Source organism: Bacillus methanolicus MGA3, assembly GCF_000724485.1.
Lineage (GTDB): Bacteria > Bacillota > Bacilli > Bacillales > Cytobacillaceae > Bacillus_Z > Bacillus_Z methanolicus_A.
In genome coordinates this window covers 1-17,838 of the sequence record NZ_CP007740.1, presented here as the reverse complement: position 1 = coordinate 17,838, position 17,838 = coordinate 1, and the positions used below count along the sequence as shown (strand labels likewise).

The 17,838-nt window shown below is 39.1% G+C and carries 17 protein-coding genes; all 17 read right to left on the bottom strand.

Features of this window, described 5'->3' with window-relative positions; all coding sequences use genetic code 11:
- Positions 1–11: 11 nt before the first annotated feature.
- On the bottom strand, positions 12–641 hold the full coding sequence (locus BMMGA3_RS18665; RefSeq protein ID WP_081485726.1) for a phage holin family protein: 630 nt from the start codon (positions 639–641) through the stop codon (positions 12–14).
- A gap of 102 nt (positions 642–743) precedes the next feature.
- Positions 744–1,301: a hypothetical protein gene (locus BMMGA3_RS16285; protein ID WP_003349899.1), complete on the bottom strand. Its 558-nt coding sequence runs from the start codon at positions 1,299–1,301 to the stop codon at positions 744–746.
- 148 nt (positions 1,302–1,449) lie between these two features.
- Positions 1,450–1,590: a hypothetical protein gene (locus tag BMMGA3_RS18025; RefSeq protein WP_003349902.1), complete on the bottom strand. Its 141-nt coding sequence runs from the start codon at positions 1,588–1,590 to the stop codon at positions 1,450–1,452.
- Positions 1,560–1,754, bottom strand: a complete 195-nt coding sequence (locus BMMGA3_RS16280) for a hypothetical protein (RefSeq protein ID WP_003349903.1) — start codon at positions 1,752–1,754, stop codon at positions 1,560–1,562. Before BMMGA3_RS16280 ends, BMMGA3_RS18025 begins: the two co-directional genes overlap by 31 nt.
- A gap of 11 nt (positions 1,755–1,765) precedes the next feature.
- Positions 1,766–2,704 carry a hypothetical protein gene (locus BMMGA3_RS16275; protein WP_003349904.1) on the bottom strand — a complete coding sequence of 313 codons (939 nt, stop codon included), beginning with the start codon at positions 2,702–2,704 and terminating at the stop codon, positions 1,766–1,768.
- Positions 2,705–3,109: 405 nt separating this feature from the next.
- Positions 3,110–4,300, bottom strand: a complete 1,191-nt coding sequence (locus tag BMMGA3_RS18660; RefSeq protein ID WP_003349905.1) for a bifunctional lytic transglycosylase/C40 family peptidase — start codon at positions 4,298–4,300, stop codon at positions 3,110–3,112.
- A complete protein-coding gene (locus BMMGA3_RS16265) occupies positions 4,287–4,925 on the bottom strand; it encodes a hypothetical protein (RefSeq protein WP_003349906.1) in 639 nt (212 codons plus the stop codon). Before BMMGA3_RS16265 ends, BMMGA3_RS18660 begins: the two co-directional genes overlap by 14 nt.
- An 11-nt stretch (positions 4,926–4,936) precedes the next feature.
- Positions 4,937–7,078 carry a CD3337/EF1877 family mobilome membrane protein gene (locus tag BMMGA3_RS16260; protein ID WP_003349907.1) on the bottom strand — a complete coding sequence of 714 codons (2,142 nt, stop codon included), beginning with the start codon at positions 7,076–7,078 and terminating at the stop codon, positions 4,937–4,939.
- The gene (locus BMMGA3_RS16255; protein WP_003349908.1) at positions 7,075–7,518 is read right to left on the bottom strand and encodes a hypothetical protein; all 444 of its coding nucleotides are present in this window, start codon (positions 7,516–7,518) and stop codon (positions 7,075–7,077) included. The genes BMMGA3_RS16260 and BMMGA3_RS16255 overlap by 4 nt, the downstream gene beginning before the upstream one ends.
- On the bottom strand, positions 7,515–10,097 hold the full coding sequence (locus BMMGA3_RS16250) for an ATP-binding protein (protein ID WP_003349909.1): 2,583 nt from the start codon (positions 10,095–10,097) through the stop codon (positions 7,515–7,517). The genes BMMGA3_RS16255 and BMMGA3_RS16250 overlap by 4 nt, the downstream gene beginning before the upstream one ends.
- A complete protein-coding gene (locus tag BMMGA3_RS16245) occupies positions 10,075–10,503 on the bottom strand; it encodes a conjugal transfer protein (RefSeq protein WP_003349910.1) in 429 nt (142 codons plus the stop codon). Before BMMGA3_RS16245 ends, BMMGA3_RS16250 begins: the two co-directional genes overlap by 23 nt.
- A 4-nt stretch (positions 10,504–10,507) precedes the next feature.
- Positions 10,508–10,729, bottom strand: coding sequence for a hypothetical protein (locus BMMGA3_RS16240; RefSeq protein WP_003349912.1), 222 nt, complete (start codon positions 10,727–10,729; stop codon positions 10,508–10,510).
- Between the two features lie 95 nt (positions 10,730–10,824).
- Positions 10,825–11,802: a conjugal transfer protein gene (locus BMMGA3_RS16235; RefSeq protein ID WP_003349914.1), complete on the bottom strand. Its 978-nt coding sequence runs from the start codon at positions 11,800–11,802 to the stop codon at positions 10,825–10,827.
- A gap of 11 nt (positions 11,803–11,813) precedes the next feature.
- On the bottom strand, positions 11,814–12,149 hold the full coding sequence (locus tag BMMGA3_RS16230) for a hypothetical protein (RefSeq protein ID WP_003349915.1): 336 nt from the start codon (positions 12,147–12,149) through the stop codon (positions 11,814–11,816).
- A 28-nt stretch (positions 12,150–12,177) separates the two neighbouring features.
- A complete protein-coding gene (locus BMMGA3_RS16225; protein WP_003349916.1) occupies positions 12,178–13,068 on the bottom strand; it encodes a replication-relaxation family protein in 891 nt (296 codons plus the stop codon).
- Between the two features lie 11 nt (positions 13,069–13,079).
- A complete protein-coding gene (locus BMMGA3_RS16220; RefSeq protein ID WP_003349917.1) occupies positions 13,080–15,581 on the bottom strand; it encodes an ATP-binding protein in 2,502 nt (833 codons plus the stop codon).
- A gap of 805 nt (positions 15,582–16,386) precedes the next feature.
- Positions 16,387–17,838 carry a primase C-terminal domain-containing protein gene (locus BMMGA3_RS16215; RefSeq protein ID WP_003349918.1) on the bottom strand — a complete coding sequence of 484 codons (1,452 nt, stop codon included), beginning with the start codon at positions 17,836–17,838 and terminating at the stop codon, positions 16,387–16,389.

Below are 17,838 nucleotides of genomic sequence, written 5' to 3'. Positions count from 1 at the left end.
ACTACTTTTTACTAATTTTGACCCTCTCTCCTCAACCTTTGGGGTGCTTGAACTACTAGTACACTTACTGTCTCGTGTCCTCCAAAAACGGATTTGTTTAACTTTTCATTTCTTATTTTAGCCATAACTGCTCTATCCTCCTTTATATAAAGTTTTATAATATTAAATCTATACGTATTGTTACATGTATTTGGAATATACGCCATTATTTCGTTAAATAATCTAACATTATTTTTTATCTTTTCTTCGTTTTTTCCTCTTAGCACTTCAACAGCTTGTCTGATTTGTTCCGGAACAGGTAAACCTATCCGGCCTGCATTCTCGATGATGGACAGCAATTCATTGGCTAAATAAAAAAAGATAGTAGCGTCTCGGAATAAATTGTTTGTTCCGATTGCCCTATCCACTAAATGCGCCGCAGCTACAAGTGCGAAAATCACCACTTTTTTCGGAATTCGCTTGAATCCTATAGCACTTTGCAACCTCCCTTCGACGTATGCTGCCATTGTGCCAGTACCATAATCAATAATGGAAAATGAAAGTAAGGTTCTTAGAAATATAGATTGATCTCCAAATAAAAAACCGACGACAGCCCCGACTGCGGCTGCGACGGTTTTGTAAATAATATCAAATCGTTCCATTCGGCAACCTCTCTTTCTGTTAAAAAGCATAAAAAATACACCTACTTTTGGATGTAGGCAACAAAAAAAGCCAACTTATCGCCGGCTTTTAAATAATTAAAATTAATTTGGTACCATACCAGAAACATCAAATTTTTGCTTTTTGCTATTCCAAGAATATACTGCAGTAACTGGATCCCATAAACCTTCATCTCGGTACATCTTCCATACCTGATATATTTTTCCTTTGTGGATTTTAATTTCTACGTCTCCCACTACATCTAAAACTTTAACCAGTTTCCCTTTTTGCATTCTATAAACGAAAGCTCGAGTATTACTTGCTCCATAAAACAACCTTATGATTACTTGATATTCATCCTGGGCGGGATGATTAATCGTAAGTTTGGGCGCTGGAAAACCTTTGTCACTAACAATATTCTTTTCAACTAATGTAACCTTGTTTCCCTTTACCAAATATAAATATCCTAGTGTTGTTAGAATAACTGTTTCGGGTTTACGATCTTTATCCAAATCAACACTCTTTGATACTCTGATAACTTGTTTCGGATATTTTGATTTAAAAATCGATGTACCAGATGCTGCAGATGCTGTAAAAGGGTAGCTAACTGTTAAAAGAAATATCGATAACCCTACTAAAATATTGATTACCTTTTTTCTCACTATGTCTCTCCCCCCCATTAATTAATTTATATTCTATATTATACCAGGAGAGAGTAATAATTGAACTATTTTTAAGTTTCAATATATTTAAACCATAAAAATACCCCCCTCTAAGGTGTTTGTTTGCTTCTCCTTATCATCCTATTATTCATTTTTGCAAGCTATTTACCACTTGCGTAACCACTTCTTTAAGGATAAATAGATTAGGCACTTGGTCAAGTGAATATGTGCCGTTCAAAACAAGACTTACCCATACTTTTACAAGACCGCTGTTTTCAGTGAATACCATTTTACATTCCTCCATTCATTGTTGCTATTAGTAATTCTTTCCGATAATTCCTTGATTGCTTGATAATCTTCCTCGAACGTTGGTATACGATATGCACCACCTTCGAGGCTATACCATTTCAAACCGTTTCCTGTTAGTTTATCGTAATAGGCTCTTATAAACATTTTAGCCCTCCTTATTCAACTGCAAACCAGATTACTGACTGATTACCACTTGTACCAATTGATAATTGAAATCCCGTAGATGTTACATAAGCAGGTGAATCTAAACGAAATGTATATATGCTATATCCGCTGTAACTATTTACATTATAAGTGCCTGTTATAATCCTACCTATTGAATAAGATGAGTAGATTGTTTCAGGGAATAGAACGGTGTAATAGTTATTATCTCTTCCCCATATAAGAACCATTGATGGTTTAAAAGTTAACCCTGTCACAGTTAGATAGCATAAATTATAAAAATTCCCGTCAGGGTGATAGAACCCTAACGACGTTGAGGATGTTGTACCAGTTCCCCTAACCCATCTCTTAACTTGCATATTAGTAACCGCACTCACAAACGCACTCCAAGCATCCGTATCATTCACCGTTCCGCCTTTTGAACGAATCGCCGCGCCCAATTGTGCTTTGATTCCGTTCAAATGAGTTTGTAAATCTTGCACACCTTTAACAGCGCTTAATATGTCGTCATTCGCATTTAAACGTTTGTCAAAGGTATATGTCCAAACAAATCCGTTCATTTCAATGGTCAATGTTTGTGCGTTTCCGAATTTAATTGCATCCCATTGAGATTGATTAAGGCTAACGGTAAATTGCTGTCCGCTTGATGGGTTTGACCTTGTATTTATAACTGTACCGTTAATCTTTTCGGTTATTGTTCCCATTGTTCCATCTGTTGTGATGGAATACGTTAGAAGGTTGTTTTTATCGGCTGATGTTTTTTGACCGAGTGAACCCGGTTGAACAGATATGGTTGTGACAACCCATGTGCCGTTGAATCCGACTCTTCCAGTTGGGTCTTTATAAATAAATAGAGGTTCAGAAAAATCTAAAGATATGTCATATAAGGTTGAAGGATGACTCGCAAACGCTGACGCTGATTTATCCAACACTACCGAAACAGTACCCCATGAACCGTTATATACGATTTTCTCTACTGAACCGTCTGTTTGATTATCAATTAAAATATAAATCTTACCGTATTAAAGCAAATTAACCCTCTGAAGAAAAGAAATAGCAAAGGTTTTCCTCTATAACTAGCACCTAGTTTTACAAAGAAAGCTAAAAACATGAAGAATTCGAAAACCCTGTACACAAAAGAAAAAGCCTTGATTTATTAGCAAGGCATTAACTTAGTCTTTCTCTTTCCAGCAACCTATAAATAGTACCTGTTCCCACCTTAAACACTTTGCGTTTAAGGTGGCGGGTGGGAATCCTCGTTGTCTCTTGTATAAGATTTCCAGTATAATATCATAGAGTAAGAGGTATAACAGGTGTAAAATTGATGTATTCACCAATTAAATTCGCTTCACGCGACCATTAAATTTTTCTTTCCAGTAGCCTTTCGACATGTCCGCAATCGCTACACCTGTGCTTGTTTGCGCTCCAATGAATTTTCCATCACCGACATAAATGCCGACATGTCCATCTTTTTTATAAGTGTCAAAGAACACAAGATCACCCGGCTGTATTTCACTAGGCGGAACCGGCTTTCCTAAATGCTTGAGCGTTTCTGTGCTAGTTGAACTTAACGGACCTAGATCGATGCCAACTTGAGCAAACGCCCAATGCACAAAAGATGAACAATCAAAACGTCCTCTTGCTATATCACTCTGATTTCGTCCTCCACCAAAAACATAGACAGAATTTCCGATCCATTTGTTTCCTACATCAACAACTGCTGTACCAGTATTCGCTTTACTGCTATTGCCGACTTTAATAGCGACATAGCCTTTCACGTACCGATCAGCAAAATCTAGAACTTCTTCGACGTACCAATCTGCATGATTATACGCGAAAACTGCATCTCTGAAACGTCCTTCAGCTGCGCCATTTGAAGCAAGATATTTTGCTACAGAATAAATGGCGTCTTCTATATCCCACGGATCAGCTTTTCCATCACCGTTTGCATCAACACCATAGCCGCCATACTTCGCAATAACAGCTGGATTCGTTTTTTGGGAAGTAGGAATATTTCCTTTTCCTAATCCTCCGCAGGAAGGATGTTTCCAACCAACCCATGTACAAGGCATAAACTGCAAATGACCTTCTGCACCAACCGGGGAAATCATAGGGTCAATCGTAGAAAAACGTGTTTCTACCCGATGCTCCGCAGCAATAAGATTCCACGGTACACCATATTTTTGTTCAGCAGCTTTATAGTATGGGATGAACTGAGCAGGAATTTCATTGGTTCCTATTTCCGATATTTCACCACCCCAATAGCCATTATCTTCCGGTCTTTCTTCTTCACCACCTGAAGCAATAATAATGAAAACTGCAATTGCGATAATTGCAAAAACCAAAACAACAGCGACAATGGCTAAAATAACTGTAAGTCCAATAGTAGAACTACTGGACGAAGCTGCTTTTGTAGCTGCGGATTTCACAGCTTTTTTAGCAACAGCTTTTCCAACTTCATTAGCGGTGTTCTTTAAAGCCGAGCTGCCTTCTGTTTCATAGCCGTTAGGATCATTAGTTTGGGACATTTACTCTCACATCCTCAACCTTCCATTCTCCATCGACTTCACGCAACCCGACTAAATACCAATCTTCCGTTTCTGACGTTTTTCCATCAACAGACTTTGCTTCACCTCTTACAATGACGTTCCAGCGAACAACCATACTGCTTTTATTCGCTACCGGGGTAACATCCGTTTCCTTTACGGTCAGATAAGACCGCTCAAGCACTTCTCGTCTGCCGTTTCGCTTCATTTTTTCGTATAAAGCATCTTTCATATAGGGCTTCGCGTTTTCTAAATACGTCATTGGTTCATCCGCGCTGTAAGTATGAAAAGCTTTTGCAAATTGAACTGCAATCTCCTTCGTTTCATTCAGTGTTTCTTCTGAAAAATGCTCGGTTTGATCGTACTCATTTGTTTGATCGTCACCTTCTAATGATTCGGAATGTTCCGAATATAAAGTCGATAAATCGACTTGATCAATCGATTCAGTTGAATTTTTTGGATTTTGTTCTAAAGCCGTGGCTTCTTCTTTATTCATGCTGCGGAATACAGCTGATACTGTAAAGCCAACAACTAGAAAAACAGCAAGGATGAAAAGAAACAGCTTGATTCGATCGCTCTTACTGTTATGAAAATCCCATCCGAACACATTTGTTCCTCCTAACGCTCTGTTCTATTCCCTCTCTCTCTATTTGTGATGTTTTCACTCTCTTGGTTAATAGTTTCATTGATTTGTTCACGACTTACGTTATTGATATTGCTCACATGCTCGGTTCTTTTTGTAACATTTCTTGAAACACTTTCTCTTTCCGTCATGTTTTCCTGAACATTACGATTGGTTTCGGTTACGTTATTAATTCGGTCTTCGTGGCTATGCTGGTTCATCAAATTAATGTTACGTACGCTTTGGGTACGATCTGAAAGCTTTACATCACGCATTTCAGTTCGCTCAACTGAAGGAGCTGCTTCACGTTGTGCATCCTGTATATTTGTTCGATCTGTTAAAGCAAATTCAGCAAGATTTCCTCGTTTGCGACGCAACTCTTCGATATTCATTACATTATCATTCTTAGAATCTACAGCTTTTTCACGCGCAACATCCAAAATGCTTTGAGGTACGTTTAGTTTTTTTCCTATAGCAGCTTTATCTACCTGACGATCCATTAGCTGTTCACGGTCAGCTGTCGCTGCATTTTCAATACCTGAACGATTTTTGTACATATCTTGACCTTCTTGAAATTCTTTATTTCTACGATCTGCCAGCATGGTACCACTAACAGAACTCTTGAGACCGTCTTTTGTTGCTTTCAGCTGTTGTTGTCTTTCTGCTAACTGATCTTTATCACGGACACCTATGTTGCTCTGTCCTACCTGACGTTGCGCTAAGGGCTGATTGCGAACCCGCCCTTTACCGCTGGTTTGATTAATCACATTTCTAGCTTTACGAATCGTATTTTTAGCTTCATTATATTTCTGCTTATAGCCTTGCAAGGTTGCTCCTGTACTGCTTTGGACATTATTAACTGCCGTTGCTACCATGCTAAATAGTTCTTTTCGTTTTGCCCAAATACCTACAAAACAAATAATCTGAAGAATCATCATACCAAGATACCCTAAATCATCAGTATCAGTTGCACGGTATAAGATTGCGGAGATACCGAACAAAATCGTTAGCAATAAAGCAATCGCAATTTTCATAAGCTGCGCATGTAATACCTTCATAGCCCAATCAAACGCGGTCTGTTGCCATCTTGGAACCAATGCCATGAGCAACGGAACCGGTGCGAATAGCACTAAGACAAGGAAAATCATCTGATAAAGAATAATCGTTCCTGAAATGATTAAAAGGAAAACCCCGATAATGGTATTGGCTAAGAAAAGCAATGGCACAAAACCAGCGCGCTGAGAAATTCCATCAATGGACATCATTGAATTGTCTTCTTCTTCAACCTCTTTTTGAGCTTCTTCTTGTCTTTTTTTAGCATCTAATATGGGGTCGACTGAAAGGATAGTATTAACACGTCCTTCATCAACTTTTGTCGTCCCATATTGCATAAGTAGATAAGGTTTTTTCACCATCAAATCAAACATCTGATTACGGATCGTAGCGATCCCTTCTTCTTGCGTATAAGAAGCTCCTGGGTTAACGATACTCGCAAAAACGGCTAAAATATCGCTCTGAAGATTACTTGACCAATCATTAATTCCTTTCAGAATGGTTGAAGCATTTGAAAAGAAACCAAGCGCAAATACAAAAATAATGATTGAAGAAAGTAAACCACTCCATGCACGGCTAGTTTCACGTTTTACCATTCCAACATAAGTAGCCCACGCTCCTACGATTCCAATTACAAACGTTACAAGCAACGGCCATAATCCATTCGACATGAAGCCGCCTGGTCCGAAACCGGCAATATTCTGAACCGCTTGACCGATTTGAACTACTAAATTGGAAATAAAATCCAGTTCGAATACTTCTTGAACAATCTTCATCGTGAAATTCGCTAACAGAACATTGACATTCCAAATAGAATTGATAATCTCCATTAAGGCAATATAGATTTGTTTTCCTGCTCCGTCCGCCCAATTCCACGGCATCCAATCACCTGATGTATCTACATAAGTATCAAGCTTATAATGATGCTGCGGATATTCATTGTATTTCAGCTCGACCTCTCCGACTGATTTTTGATCACTATCTTGAGGTACTAAATTATCTTGAAGGCTTTCAGCTGAAGCCGGTAGTTGGAAAACCCAAAGCAATGCAATTGACAACAACAATAATCGTACTAGCTTTTTCATTTATCATGTAACTCCCTTAATACTTCTGGCTTTAAGTCCTCTACAAGTTTGTCAAAATTATATATGTCTCCGTACTCTTTGCGTTTCCATCCACTATCTGTTTTAATAACTTCCATCCGTTCAGTCTTCAATTCATTTTTAATAGGATGCAGATAAGTAATTTCATAGAAATAATCATCATCATTGACTTTCCATTCAGTAAGCTTATATTTTTCAATCGTTTTATCGTTTTCGGGACCCTTATCAGGGGACATAATCCCGTCGTTTTCAACGAGTAACTTAGCTCTTGTTGCTTGATCCTTTTGAACTTCTGCATTAGCCCACTTAACCGGTATATCTGCCGGTCCTTTGCCGTCAACCTTATGAACCTCATTACTGCCGCAAGCTGCGGCAATAATGAGAAACAAAGAAATACTCATCATTGAAAATAGTTTTCTCATACGTACACCTCTTCCTTATTGGATTTGGTTTTATCGTCATTCATTTGTTCATGACCATCTAATGGAAGTCTTTCATTCGAAATAATCTTTCCATCTTCCAATTCTTTTTCAGCTGGTGGACGTGTATCAAAGGCATCGAATAGGTCTTTAAATAGCGCGTTAATCGATACAACACCGACACGACCGGAAATATCTTGGAACAAGCATTGTCCGTTCTGAAGCTCTCGCAACGTTGATGCGTTGTATTCTGTATTTTTAAGGTTCAGCAATGACAGAACGTTTTCGATCTCTTTCGAATCGGTACTGCGGAACGCAAATTTCATTCCGATGTTGTTCTTCATTTTTTCATCCAGCAAGTCGTTAGCATTTTGAGTTACAAAGTAGATACCTGCATTCATTGAACGTCCGGCACGGACAAGACGTGTCGCTAAGTGACTACCCTGACTTGTATTCAAGACCGACCATGCTTCATCAAACAATACAACTTTGAAAATGTGGCGGTCAGAATGAATGAATTTCAACGCAAATGATGAAATTGGAAGCATCATCGCGATAGAAAGCATTTCTGACAGGTTATATTTCTCTTGCGGTGTATCCGACGCTGGCAGCTCAAGGTTCTGGATTTGAAGCACGTTCAGAGCTGTTTTAAGGCTTATCGCAGAATCATTCTCTCCATCACCGAAAACCAGCTGTGCAAATGACAATTCGCTAAAGGATCGAATATGCTCACCTAACTGTCTTGCTGCTTCATCATCACTGTTTAACAGCTCATTCATGACTTTGGTTAAACAAGGTTTTTCTCCTTCAGCCACAACACGAACGGCTTTTGTGAGCTTCGGAAAACGCTGTGAATCATCCAAACGTACCCCAGTCAAAAAGGTCAAAATATCCAACGCAAGCGTTTCGGCTTCTTTGATGTCTGAATGAATGGAAAACGGGTCTAATCGTCCTCTGTCTTCTTCTTTTGTAGAAAGCGAAATAATATTGACCTGATCGCCTAAATCGTACAGATCATGTTTCCAGTTTCCACGCTCACCTTTGGGGTCAATAACAAGGGCTTTTCCTCCTGACAATACCGATAGGTATGTGATAAGATTCGAGCTGAAGGATTTACCTCCACCTAGGGAACCGAGAAACGCAGCTGAAAGCGCGTTAGTCTTGGTTCCTCGAATACCTTGCGCGGCACGGTTTGGCATGATGTAAACAGGTTGGTCTAAAATCCCTGTCGTTCCGATGAAGAATCCTTCTCCATCCCCCAGCTGTTTGGTAGCTCCAAACATTCCACCAGCAACCGTCGCTGGCTCCATGAAATGCACATAGTCTTTAATATATCGTTTCGCCCCCGGTAAAAATTCATTGAAGGCTAACCACTGATCTCCGTATGGTTGCTCCACTTGAAACATCATGTCCTGATAAATGTCTTTAACTGTATCGCAACGGCGCTTCAATTCATCTTCATCCGATGCAGATACCGCAAGGATAATAGACGTTTTAACAAGTGGCATACGCGATTTTTGTAAATGAGCTTCTAGTTCTTGTACTTCTATTCTCCCTTCAATAACATTCAATCCTGTGTCATTTCCTGTTTCTCGTGCATGTCGATCTTGGTCTTTTAATTCTTTCTGCTTGTTACGAACAGCTGATAAGGCTTTACGGTTTTCCATCGTTTCAGTACGAACACTGATTTCCACCGGAAAATCAAGACTTTGAATGACGTACATCCATTCCTCGCCTGGGAATTGAATTTCGTAAGGCACGTTCGCAATCGTCAAGAAAGCAACATGTCCTTCGACTTCTTCACCTTCATACACTTGTTTAACGATTAAACTGCGCTTCGGTGAATCATCAATCAAACCTTCCGTCAAACGTAACACATCATGATAAAGAGGACGGCGAACAGTGATATTACCTTCTTCATACTCCTTATAGTTGACGGTATAGGCAGGACTCCAATTTTTAAGAATTGGAGCTTTCCCAATACCACGATACCAGTTGCGGCGAATCAGCCATTGAATGGTTTCTTCGTCTACCGGATCAGCTTTTAACCGAGAATGAACCTTATTGAAGACACGCCGTTCAGCTTTACGGTAACGTTCAATTTCATCCTCGATAATTTCAGGCGTATCAAGTCCACTCGCTTCATTAACTCTACAAATAAACTCTTTCCATGCTTCTTTTAAATCCTGAAAGAAATTCTTTTTCTTCAGATTTTCAGGTTTCGGAAGCTTCACACCGATAAAAAACCGGTACTCTGTCCCCTCTTTGCCGAGCATTCTTTCAAGTTGCAATGCTGCATCATCCATATGTTTTACAGCTGCTTCCTTCAATGGACCACTCAATTTTTGCTTAAATCGTTCATGCTTCTCTTGAACCGACTGAAAATTCGGAACAACAAGCATATGAGTATCCAAATTGATCTGCCAAAAGAATGCTTTAATATTCGTAAAAATATAATCCTTTTCATCATCAGCAAGAAAATCATAGTTATAACCGGCAAGCTGATAATAAGCCCAACAAGATCCATCTTGAGAAAAAACTAGATTTCCTTCAAAATATTTAATCGGAAATTCGATATTCATCAGCTTCACCTCTTTCGTGATAACTTAATTGACGGTAACTAACTGGACTAGCGAATTTATAAGACTTTTTCGTGATCGAAACTTCCTTATAACGGTTATACAAATGCGGCGATAAATGATACCGTATCACACCAAGAAAAAAGCGATGTGGCGCTTTTCCATCCAACAATTGTTTGGTGAAAAACCAGGCAATTAATCCCGGTAAAAAGACGTATTCAATTAACCCTAAATCGATTAAACTTAGAGGTGGGAATTTATTCAGGAACCACACTAGAATCAATCCACCCGCAAAGAATCCAATCTGCCGATACGTGAGAGGTATCGGCAGAGGGATATCTTGGATACCATACAACACCTTTTCTACTTTCCACACACTGTTATAGGTTCGTAAAATTTTAGGCTTCAATAAATTACCCTCCAAAAACGGTTTGCCATAATTTAGTACCTAAATTTTTAACGCTATCAGGCGTAAACACGAATACCCCAACAATCATCGAAAAAATCGCAAAACCTACGAATCTTGAAAACTCTCGTTTTATCAAAAAGTAAATTGCAACGGCTCCGATGATAACCATAAACAAAGCGCCAATCTGTGTGCTGAACCAGTTTTGAATATTTTCTCCAAAATTCATAATCTAGTAACCTCCTAAAAATTTTTTAATGTGAACGAAAAACGTATGTGAAAACTTAATAATCTCAAAACAAACATTCAGACAACCTTAAAAAATTATTGATTTTTCATTTCCTTAACAAACCAACGACCTTCTTTTTTTACAATTGTTAGTTTATAGGGATAAACAACTTGAGCTTTCGACTGATTCTCTTGAAAAACAGCTGTTATAAAAATCTGATAGGTATTTTGATGATCCCCCTTCTTAATGAGGAGATTTTTTATTTCTTGGAAAGTCATAATGCCACTCATAGATGGGAGAAGATTGTCTTGGGTGTAATAGGATAGTTCTTCTTGGGTTCCTGTTGTATAGACTTTGAGGAATGTATGGAGGAATGATAGTACTTCTTGTTGGAGAACTAAATCGTTTACTTTATCCGTTTGGTCCACTGTTGTATTGACTACAATTTCCGGTTTTTTAGGAGCTGCAATGAAATACGGAATCTCATAGACCACAAATGATTGTCCATCAGTTTTAACTGGAACAACGAAATATTTTTCAAATGGACCAATGGTTTCTTCCTTTGCTTTCGGTGGCTCTTTTTTTGCCTTTTTAGCATCTTTTACTACCTTTGGATCAGGATGTGTTATTTTCTTAAGCATATGCTGCACTCTAAGCGTGATAAGCGCTGTGTCTTTCCCTGTTTCTTCAACATTCCAAACTTGCGATTTTGATAAGCTGCTATTCCATTGCATGCCTTCAAATCCTAGACCAGCTTGTTCATCAAGACCGGTTGCTAAATAGAGTTTCAATCGCTTAACACGATCTTTCTTTCCCGCATCGGTATTTTGCCAATTAAAATACTGAGTAGCAAAATTTTGAGCAAAAGATTGCGCCCCTTCACTTACGGCTAAGTTCTCTTCTTTTTTTACTTCTTCATGCATCGGCTCTGCTTCTGCCTGACTAGTACCGGCATTTCCTACACGAACGATTGCAACGACTGACAGAAACAACACCGAAAAAAATCCGGTCCAAAAAATACCTTTTATAATTTTCTTCCTGAACACCGTTTTCGGATATTCACGTTTCTTCATGTTTCCTCTCCTTATTTCATCATTTCCTTTATCGCTTCTTTTCGGCGATCTTTCCGCTTGGCTTCTTCACCGAACGCCCAAACCACGATACAAACAAACACAATCAATCCAATCGTTGCCCATACTCCATGTTCATTATAGAAGCCTTTCAACCACCCCATAACATCATCGGCTGCTTCTGCAAACGGTGGAAACTCACTATATGCGAACTGGAATAAGAAGTAGCCAGCAACTGCTATGAATGCAAGAATAATGAGAAAAGCAAGTAGCCGCTTGAAAAAGCTTACCAGCATTTCCTTGATGGTGTTGTCGGTTGATATCGAACGGCGTTTAACTTTGTAACCCAAACCATCACCCCCCTTCAAAAATTGATCACTACTCAATACGTTGATATAAGCTATAAAGTTTGTTTGGATCCGTTGAATTGGCTGCTTTCCATATGGCCCCGTATGGATCAGCGATTACGTCATCATAAGTAGAGAACAACAAAGCTCCACCAATCTTCTCAATTTCCCGCGAATCAGCTTTTTTAGCATTTTCCATCAGCTGATTGCGTTCCGTATCATTATTCGACACAAACAAAACACGAACAATCTTAATAGCATCACCAAAAATCACATCATTCTCAAAAGCTCTTTTCCGAACATACTCGTTATAACGGCGAATCTTATTTAATGTGACCTCAATCCGTTGTCGGCTGCGTTCCAACTCGACAAAATAGAGGAATTGAGCTTTTTGACCGTTGACCATTCTTTCTAACACGAATGCCCCATCAGGACGAATCACAGTATCATAGGGTTGACGATCTTTCCCTTGCTTATCCTTTGTCACTTCACCGTAATTACGAAAAGCACGGCGCTCTGAAAAGAATTCCTTAAAGATAAACAATTCATCTTTTTGATGAGCAAACACTCCCTGAATATGTGACATCCGTAATGAATGAAATACATACGTAGGTGTGCGCTGTGTCCATCTTGAATCCCAATCAGCATCACCTAAAATCTCTTTTACTTCCTGAACGCCCTTTGTATCTAGCGTGTAAACTAAGCGATCGCGACCTGTTACATTTGCTTTTGCAACTGGAAAAGATTTTATATAACCCTCTTCCTCCAGCGCTCTCATCTGACGAGAAATCCCGCCTTTTGTATATGGCTTTCCGTCCGAGTGAACAAAGATATATTTTTCAAGGTACTCCACATCAACAAACACAAGATCATGTAACGTGACAAATAATTTTTCTTCGATCTCTCCTATGCGCTTTGGCATCCAAAAACCCCCTACACCAATAAATCATCAACGCTAATATGTTCTTTCTTTTTTTCATCAGAACTCCTCTCTTTCTGATTTTTTTCCTGCTTACTTGAAGATTCTTTAGAATCTAAATATTCAGCTTCATGCAGCGTCTGTTCGCCTTCAATATCAATTAACAGATCAATCGAATCCTTGTCTTGTGCCACTTCCTCATTCAACACTAAATAAGAATCGTAATCCTGAACTTCTTCTTCCTCTTGTCGATCTTCAACAACAGCTTCAGTTGCAAGGAATTTCTTTTCGTATTCCATCGCTTCATCAATGGTTCGTTGCTTGATTGCTGGAATCGCATCTTTATATAGAGCTGGGCCCGGTGCTTTCATGCGCAGCAGGAAAGGACGTGTCCGCTCATTTCCAACTTGCATTCGTATGTATCCGTGATACGGTTCAATATTCAAATAGTCACGATCCGTCAAAATTTCGGAAGGCATCGATTTATTGACGACTTGCGCATCATCAGGATTCCCTAAACGCAACGAAATAAAGGTTCCGAAGTTTCGGAAAATAGCATCTGAAACCTCTGAAGGCACTTGCCCTTTTAATCCCTGCATACCGAGAATAATTGAAGTCTTGTATTTCCTCAGCTCGGATGCAAATGATTCAATCGCATCAGTACTATGCTCCATAAGCGTTGGCGCTTCATCTACCATTACAAAGTGATAAGGCAACTTGTGACGTTCCGCTGCTGGTGTATCAGCTCGACTTTTACCAGCAAGCTCCGCAAAAGTTAAACACATGGAACCGATGAGCTTCTTTTCATCGCTGGTAAGCTCCGATAAATCTAATAAGTTAATGCGCCCCTGATCCATACTTTCACGAAAACGCAATCCGTTCGTTTTTGCTCGAAGCATTTTCCCCATCACACCAGATAGCGTAATCTTTCGCAATTTATTGAGCGTGGAGTTTGTTTTCTGCTGCAACTCTCGATCTTGAAGACTCTGCAAATTAGCGAAATACAAATACAAATCATTTTCGATAGGATCAGACCGATTTAAACGCTCCAACACATTTTCACGATATTCAAAATCACTTAAAAGCCTCTGCAAGTTCGGCAAGCTCGCTTCACCAACACGCTGTAAAGCGATTCCTCCATTTAAAAAATTGTCATCAATGTTCGGACCCCAAAAATCTTTCCATGTCCGCTTCAGCACGTCCGCTACTGTTTGAGCAATCTTATCCTCGGTCAATGCAAAATCCACATCGTAAACGTTGAAAGGAATGTTCCCCTCTGAAAACTTGATATATCGAACAAGATGCTGCTTTTCAGATGGAATCCTTGCCGCTATATCCTGGCATAAATCACCATGCGGATCAATAACCGTTCCACCAATCGATGTTCCAGCACCGTCCAACTTGATTAAATCCTCCACCAAGTTATACATCGCAGTTGATTTCCCCATCCCTGACATTCCAATAAAAGCTGCGTGATAGCGAAGTGTCGCAAGGTCGAACATCACATCTGTTTTTTGACCATGATAGCTATGAACACCAAGAGAAATCGTCAAATTCGGATCAAACTTTGCATGCTTCAGCTCTTTCGGTAATGGTGTAAAACGCATTTTCAAACGATTGAGCTTATTGTTCTGAACCTTCTCACTTGGAAGGCGCATAATTGCTGCCATTTCCTCTGTACCAAGAATAACCCTCTTTTTCATACGTTCCATTGGGTAAATTCGATTCTTAAACTCCCACCGGAACAATGGACGAATCGTTCTGAACCACCACCATTCACGCCCTCGTAACTGATTCAATCGCCCACTAGAAAACGTTCCGATTGAGCCTTTAGCGCTCTTAATCAAAGCTTTAGCATCCCGCTTATTCCTTCCAAACGCAACAACCTTGATCCCCATCCTAGAAAGAATCCTTGTTGATTTCCCCTCTATCGCTGACAAATAAAGCTCATTATCCTTCTCAAGCGATTCATCAGCTATCCCCTGTTTATGAAACTGACGAACAATCCCTCTGAAATCCTTCTCTGTTCCGTAAGCAGGCTGAACAAGAAACTGCATATGAATTTCTTGCCCATCCTCCAAACTATCAAGAAACTCAATCAATTCCGATTGCGTATCAACAACCTCATTATGATAAGTCTTAATCGGAACTGTCCAATGACTTTCAGTAAATAGCTTAGTACCAGCATGAGGACGAGAAAAATCGATGTTACGATCCTCCACTTCCACAATTTCTACTTCAGGATGTTCTGCATAATATTTACTCTTAAACGCTCTTCCCACATGTTCATTGGGAACCCAAACAAAATAGCGAATCTCATCTTTGTCAGCTACAATCTCCCAGCTAATCCAATCTTGCTTAATTAACCGTCTATACCATGGTCGCTGCAAAAAACTCAACATTGTCACCCATGCTGTTTCATCCTTGAAATACAAAATCTTGGCATCCATCGTTGTTTTCAGTTCATACACTTTTCCCTCTTTCGAAATCAAAAACGGCAACAAATGATATCTCAAACGTCTCCTCCCTCCTTCCATTCTCAATTTAAAAAACCACATTCTTAATTACACAAACTCACTTTTTCTTTCTCAAACCTCTTAAACTACTTCACTAATCACTCTCTTTTTTCATTCATCTACACTAAAACTTTCTTACACTTTTTTCTTTCTTCTCCACTTACCTTTTTCACTTACTCCCTCTCTCTTACTTACCTACACTCACTTACTTACTTACTTACTCTCTAACATTCTAACTCTCCCTCAATCACTCAGTATTCACCAACTTTACAACATTTCAATTAAATCTGGTAAGTAGATTATATATCTAAGGTCCTGGCAAATGGTCACGGAACAGAAGTATGGAGTTCCGTGACCATTTGCCAGGACCGGCCTCCATTCCAAGCACCCAAACCGTAAATTAATTGTAAAGATGGTGAATACATCATTTTTACATCAATTTTACACCTATTTTACTTCAATTTTACTAAATAATACCATAATGGAAATCTTATACAAGATACTTATTACCCGATTTTTGAAATATAAAAACATATATTCGCATTAGAACATTAGTAATTAAGGACTGCTTTTGCTAAAAAATACTAAATATTCCTCAAAATTAACTAACATATTTCAACCAAATCATTTTCCAAAAAAAAGGGATTTTCATCCGCCACCTAATCTATAACTTCAAAATCATTAACCTCTTTTATGTAAATCTATTATTCCAACAAAAACTAGTAAAATAACAAAACCACAATCTACTACCGATAGGTAATATAGTACTTGTACGGCACATTAAAATTTGTCATTAAATCCATTTTTATCCATCGGGTTCGAAGGTGTCATCCTTTCGATTTTGAACTGTTCTTTTGGAAAACAGAACAACGGGGTTCTCACTAAATTGAGACGTTTCTGCGACACCTATTTCTTTGTTTGAAACAAAAGCTTTCATCATGGCTTTATGGCTTTTTACCAGGATGTTACGACAAGTAATATAAGTTTTAGCATTCTTACCACGGCCAAATGTTTTTTTGATAATCTTTTTAGACCGTTTAAGAACAGCTTGAAAAGTTTGTTTGGCCATCCCAAAAAGCTTTGCTAACTCACGGATGGAACCTTGTATATAAGGTTCATTGGCCGTGCAATGTACTTCAAGATATTCGATAATATCTTGTTCACGCTCATATAAATGACTTCTCTTTCGCTCCTCACGCGGTTTTTTAGGTGTACGAATACAAAATCTGTATTCCATTTTCACACCGGCCAATTCCTCAACATAGGCCTTACCTGGAGCTTTATAGTCAGATTTCATGGCACTTTTAATAATCGCTCGGACCTCCCGATCCGAAATGGGATGCTTCAGTTGTGAATTCCATTCATCCATCTGATTATAGATTTCTTCTTCTGTTTTACCCTCATATTTCATGGCTAAAGAAAGCGTAAAAATCGCGTTATTACGCCCTAATACACCTTTTGAACCTTTAATCATCACGTTTTGAATAATGGCTTGAATCGCTGGATCATCCATAATACCAGCTTGTCCAATAATTTGGCTTTGATGTTTCCCTTTTACTGCAGCTGGTCTTTTGGCTTGTCGGGAACGATCTTTCGCCCAAGTGAGTAACCATTCTGTGTTCACCGGCTTAGCATGGAAAAATTCAATGGTGTCTTCTGTTGGAAAACGAAAATAACCTAAAGGATTCGCACCAGCATCTGCTCCTACAGCGTTAACAAAAGCTTGTTTTACCTCTTCAGCAACAAATTTTCCGGCTCGACGTGCTTTATGACTTCCAACAAACGGCGATGATAAAACATAAAACCATTGCATGCCGCGAGGTGTTGATAGAATCAAGTTAGGAGAAGGTAAACCGACCATAGCAGCCGCATAATGGATTTCTTGTATACTAATCTTTTTATCAATTTCAACGCCGATACAAGTAATAAAGCGTAAATTCTCTATATTCCGGCCGGCATTGTTACGTTTACCCCACATATAAACTTGTGGTGTCCAATGGCTGAAGCGATCCATCTGACGCTCAAGCGTCCAAAAACTACTAACAACGATCGATTGGCCGTTCATCAGATGCTCCTTACTATATGTAACATGGACTACCCCAACTTCACGTGCCTTTTCCCGTCCTTTTTCTCTTTTCCGTTCTTCAATACTCCAATGCGAAGGATCCCCTTCAAACAAAGCTCCATGTATCATAAAACGAACAATATCCATTGGAGTATAATCTACTCTTTCATCAATGATTTTCAGTGCTTCCAT

What these genes read in the sequence shown, in the direction of transcription:
- BMMGA3_RS16260 (WP_003349907.1), bottom strand. Translation starts at nt 7,078, where the DNA reads ATGAAAAAGCTAGTACGATTATTGTTGTTGTCAATTGCATTGCTTTGG.
- BMMGA3_RS16250 (WP_003349909.1), bottom strand. Translation starts at nt 10,097, where the DNA reads ATGAATATCGAATTTCCGATTAAATATTTTGAAGGAAATCTAGTTTTT.
- BMMGA3_RS16255 (WP_003349908.1), bottom strand. Translation starts at nt 7,518, where the DNA reads ATGAGAAAACTATTTTCAATGATGAGTATTTCTTTGTTTCTCATTATT.
- BMMGA3_RS16280 (WP_003349903.1), bottom strand. Translation starts at nt 1,754, where the DNA reads ATGTTTATAAGAGCCTATTACGATAAACTAACAGGAAACGGTTTGAAA.
- BMMGA3_RS16240 (WP_003349912.1), bottom strand. Translation starts at nt 10,729, where the DNA reads ATGAATTTTGGAGAAAATATTCAAAACTGGTTCAGCACACAGATTGGC.
- BMMGA3_RS16215 (WP_003349918.1), bottom strand. Translation starts at nt 17,838, where the DNA reads ATGGAAGCACTGAAAATCATTGATGAAAGAGTAGATTATACTCCAATG.
- BMMGA3_RS18665 (WP_081485726.1), bottom strand. Translation starts at nt 641, where the DNA reads ATGGAACGATTTGATATTATTTACAAAACCGTCGCAGCCGCAGTCGGG.
- BMMGA3_RS16235 (WP_003349914.1), bottom strand. Translation starts at nt 11,802, where the DNA reads ATGAAGAAACGTGAATATCCGAAAACGGTGTTCAGGAAGAAAATTATA.
- BMMGA3_RS18660 (WP_003349905.1), bottom strand. Translation starts at nt 4,300, where the DNA reads ATGTCCCAAACTAATGATCCTAACGGCTATGAAACAGAAGGCAGCTCG.
- BMMGA3_RS18025 (WP_003349902.1), bottom strand. Translation starts at nt 1,590, where the DNA reads ATGGTATTCACTGAAAACAGCGGTCTTGTAAAAGTATGGGTAAGTCTT.
- BMMGA3_RS16225 (WP_003349916.1), bottom strand. Translation starts at nt 13,068, where the DNA reads ATGCCAAAGCGCATAGGAGAGATCGAAGAAAAATTATTTGTCACGTTA.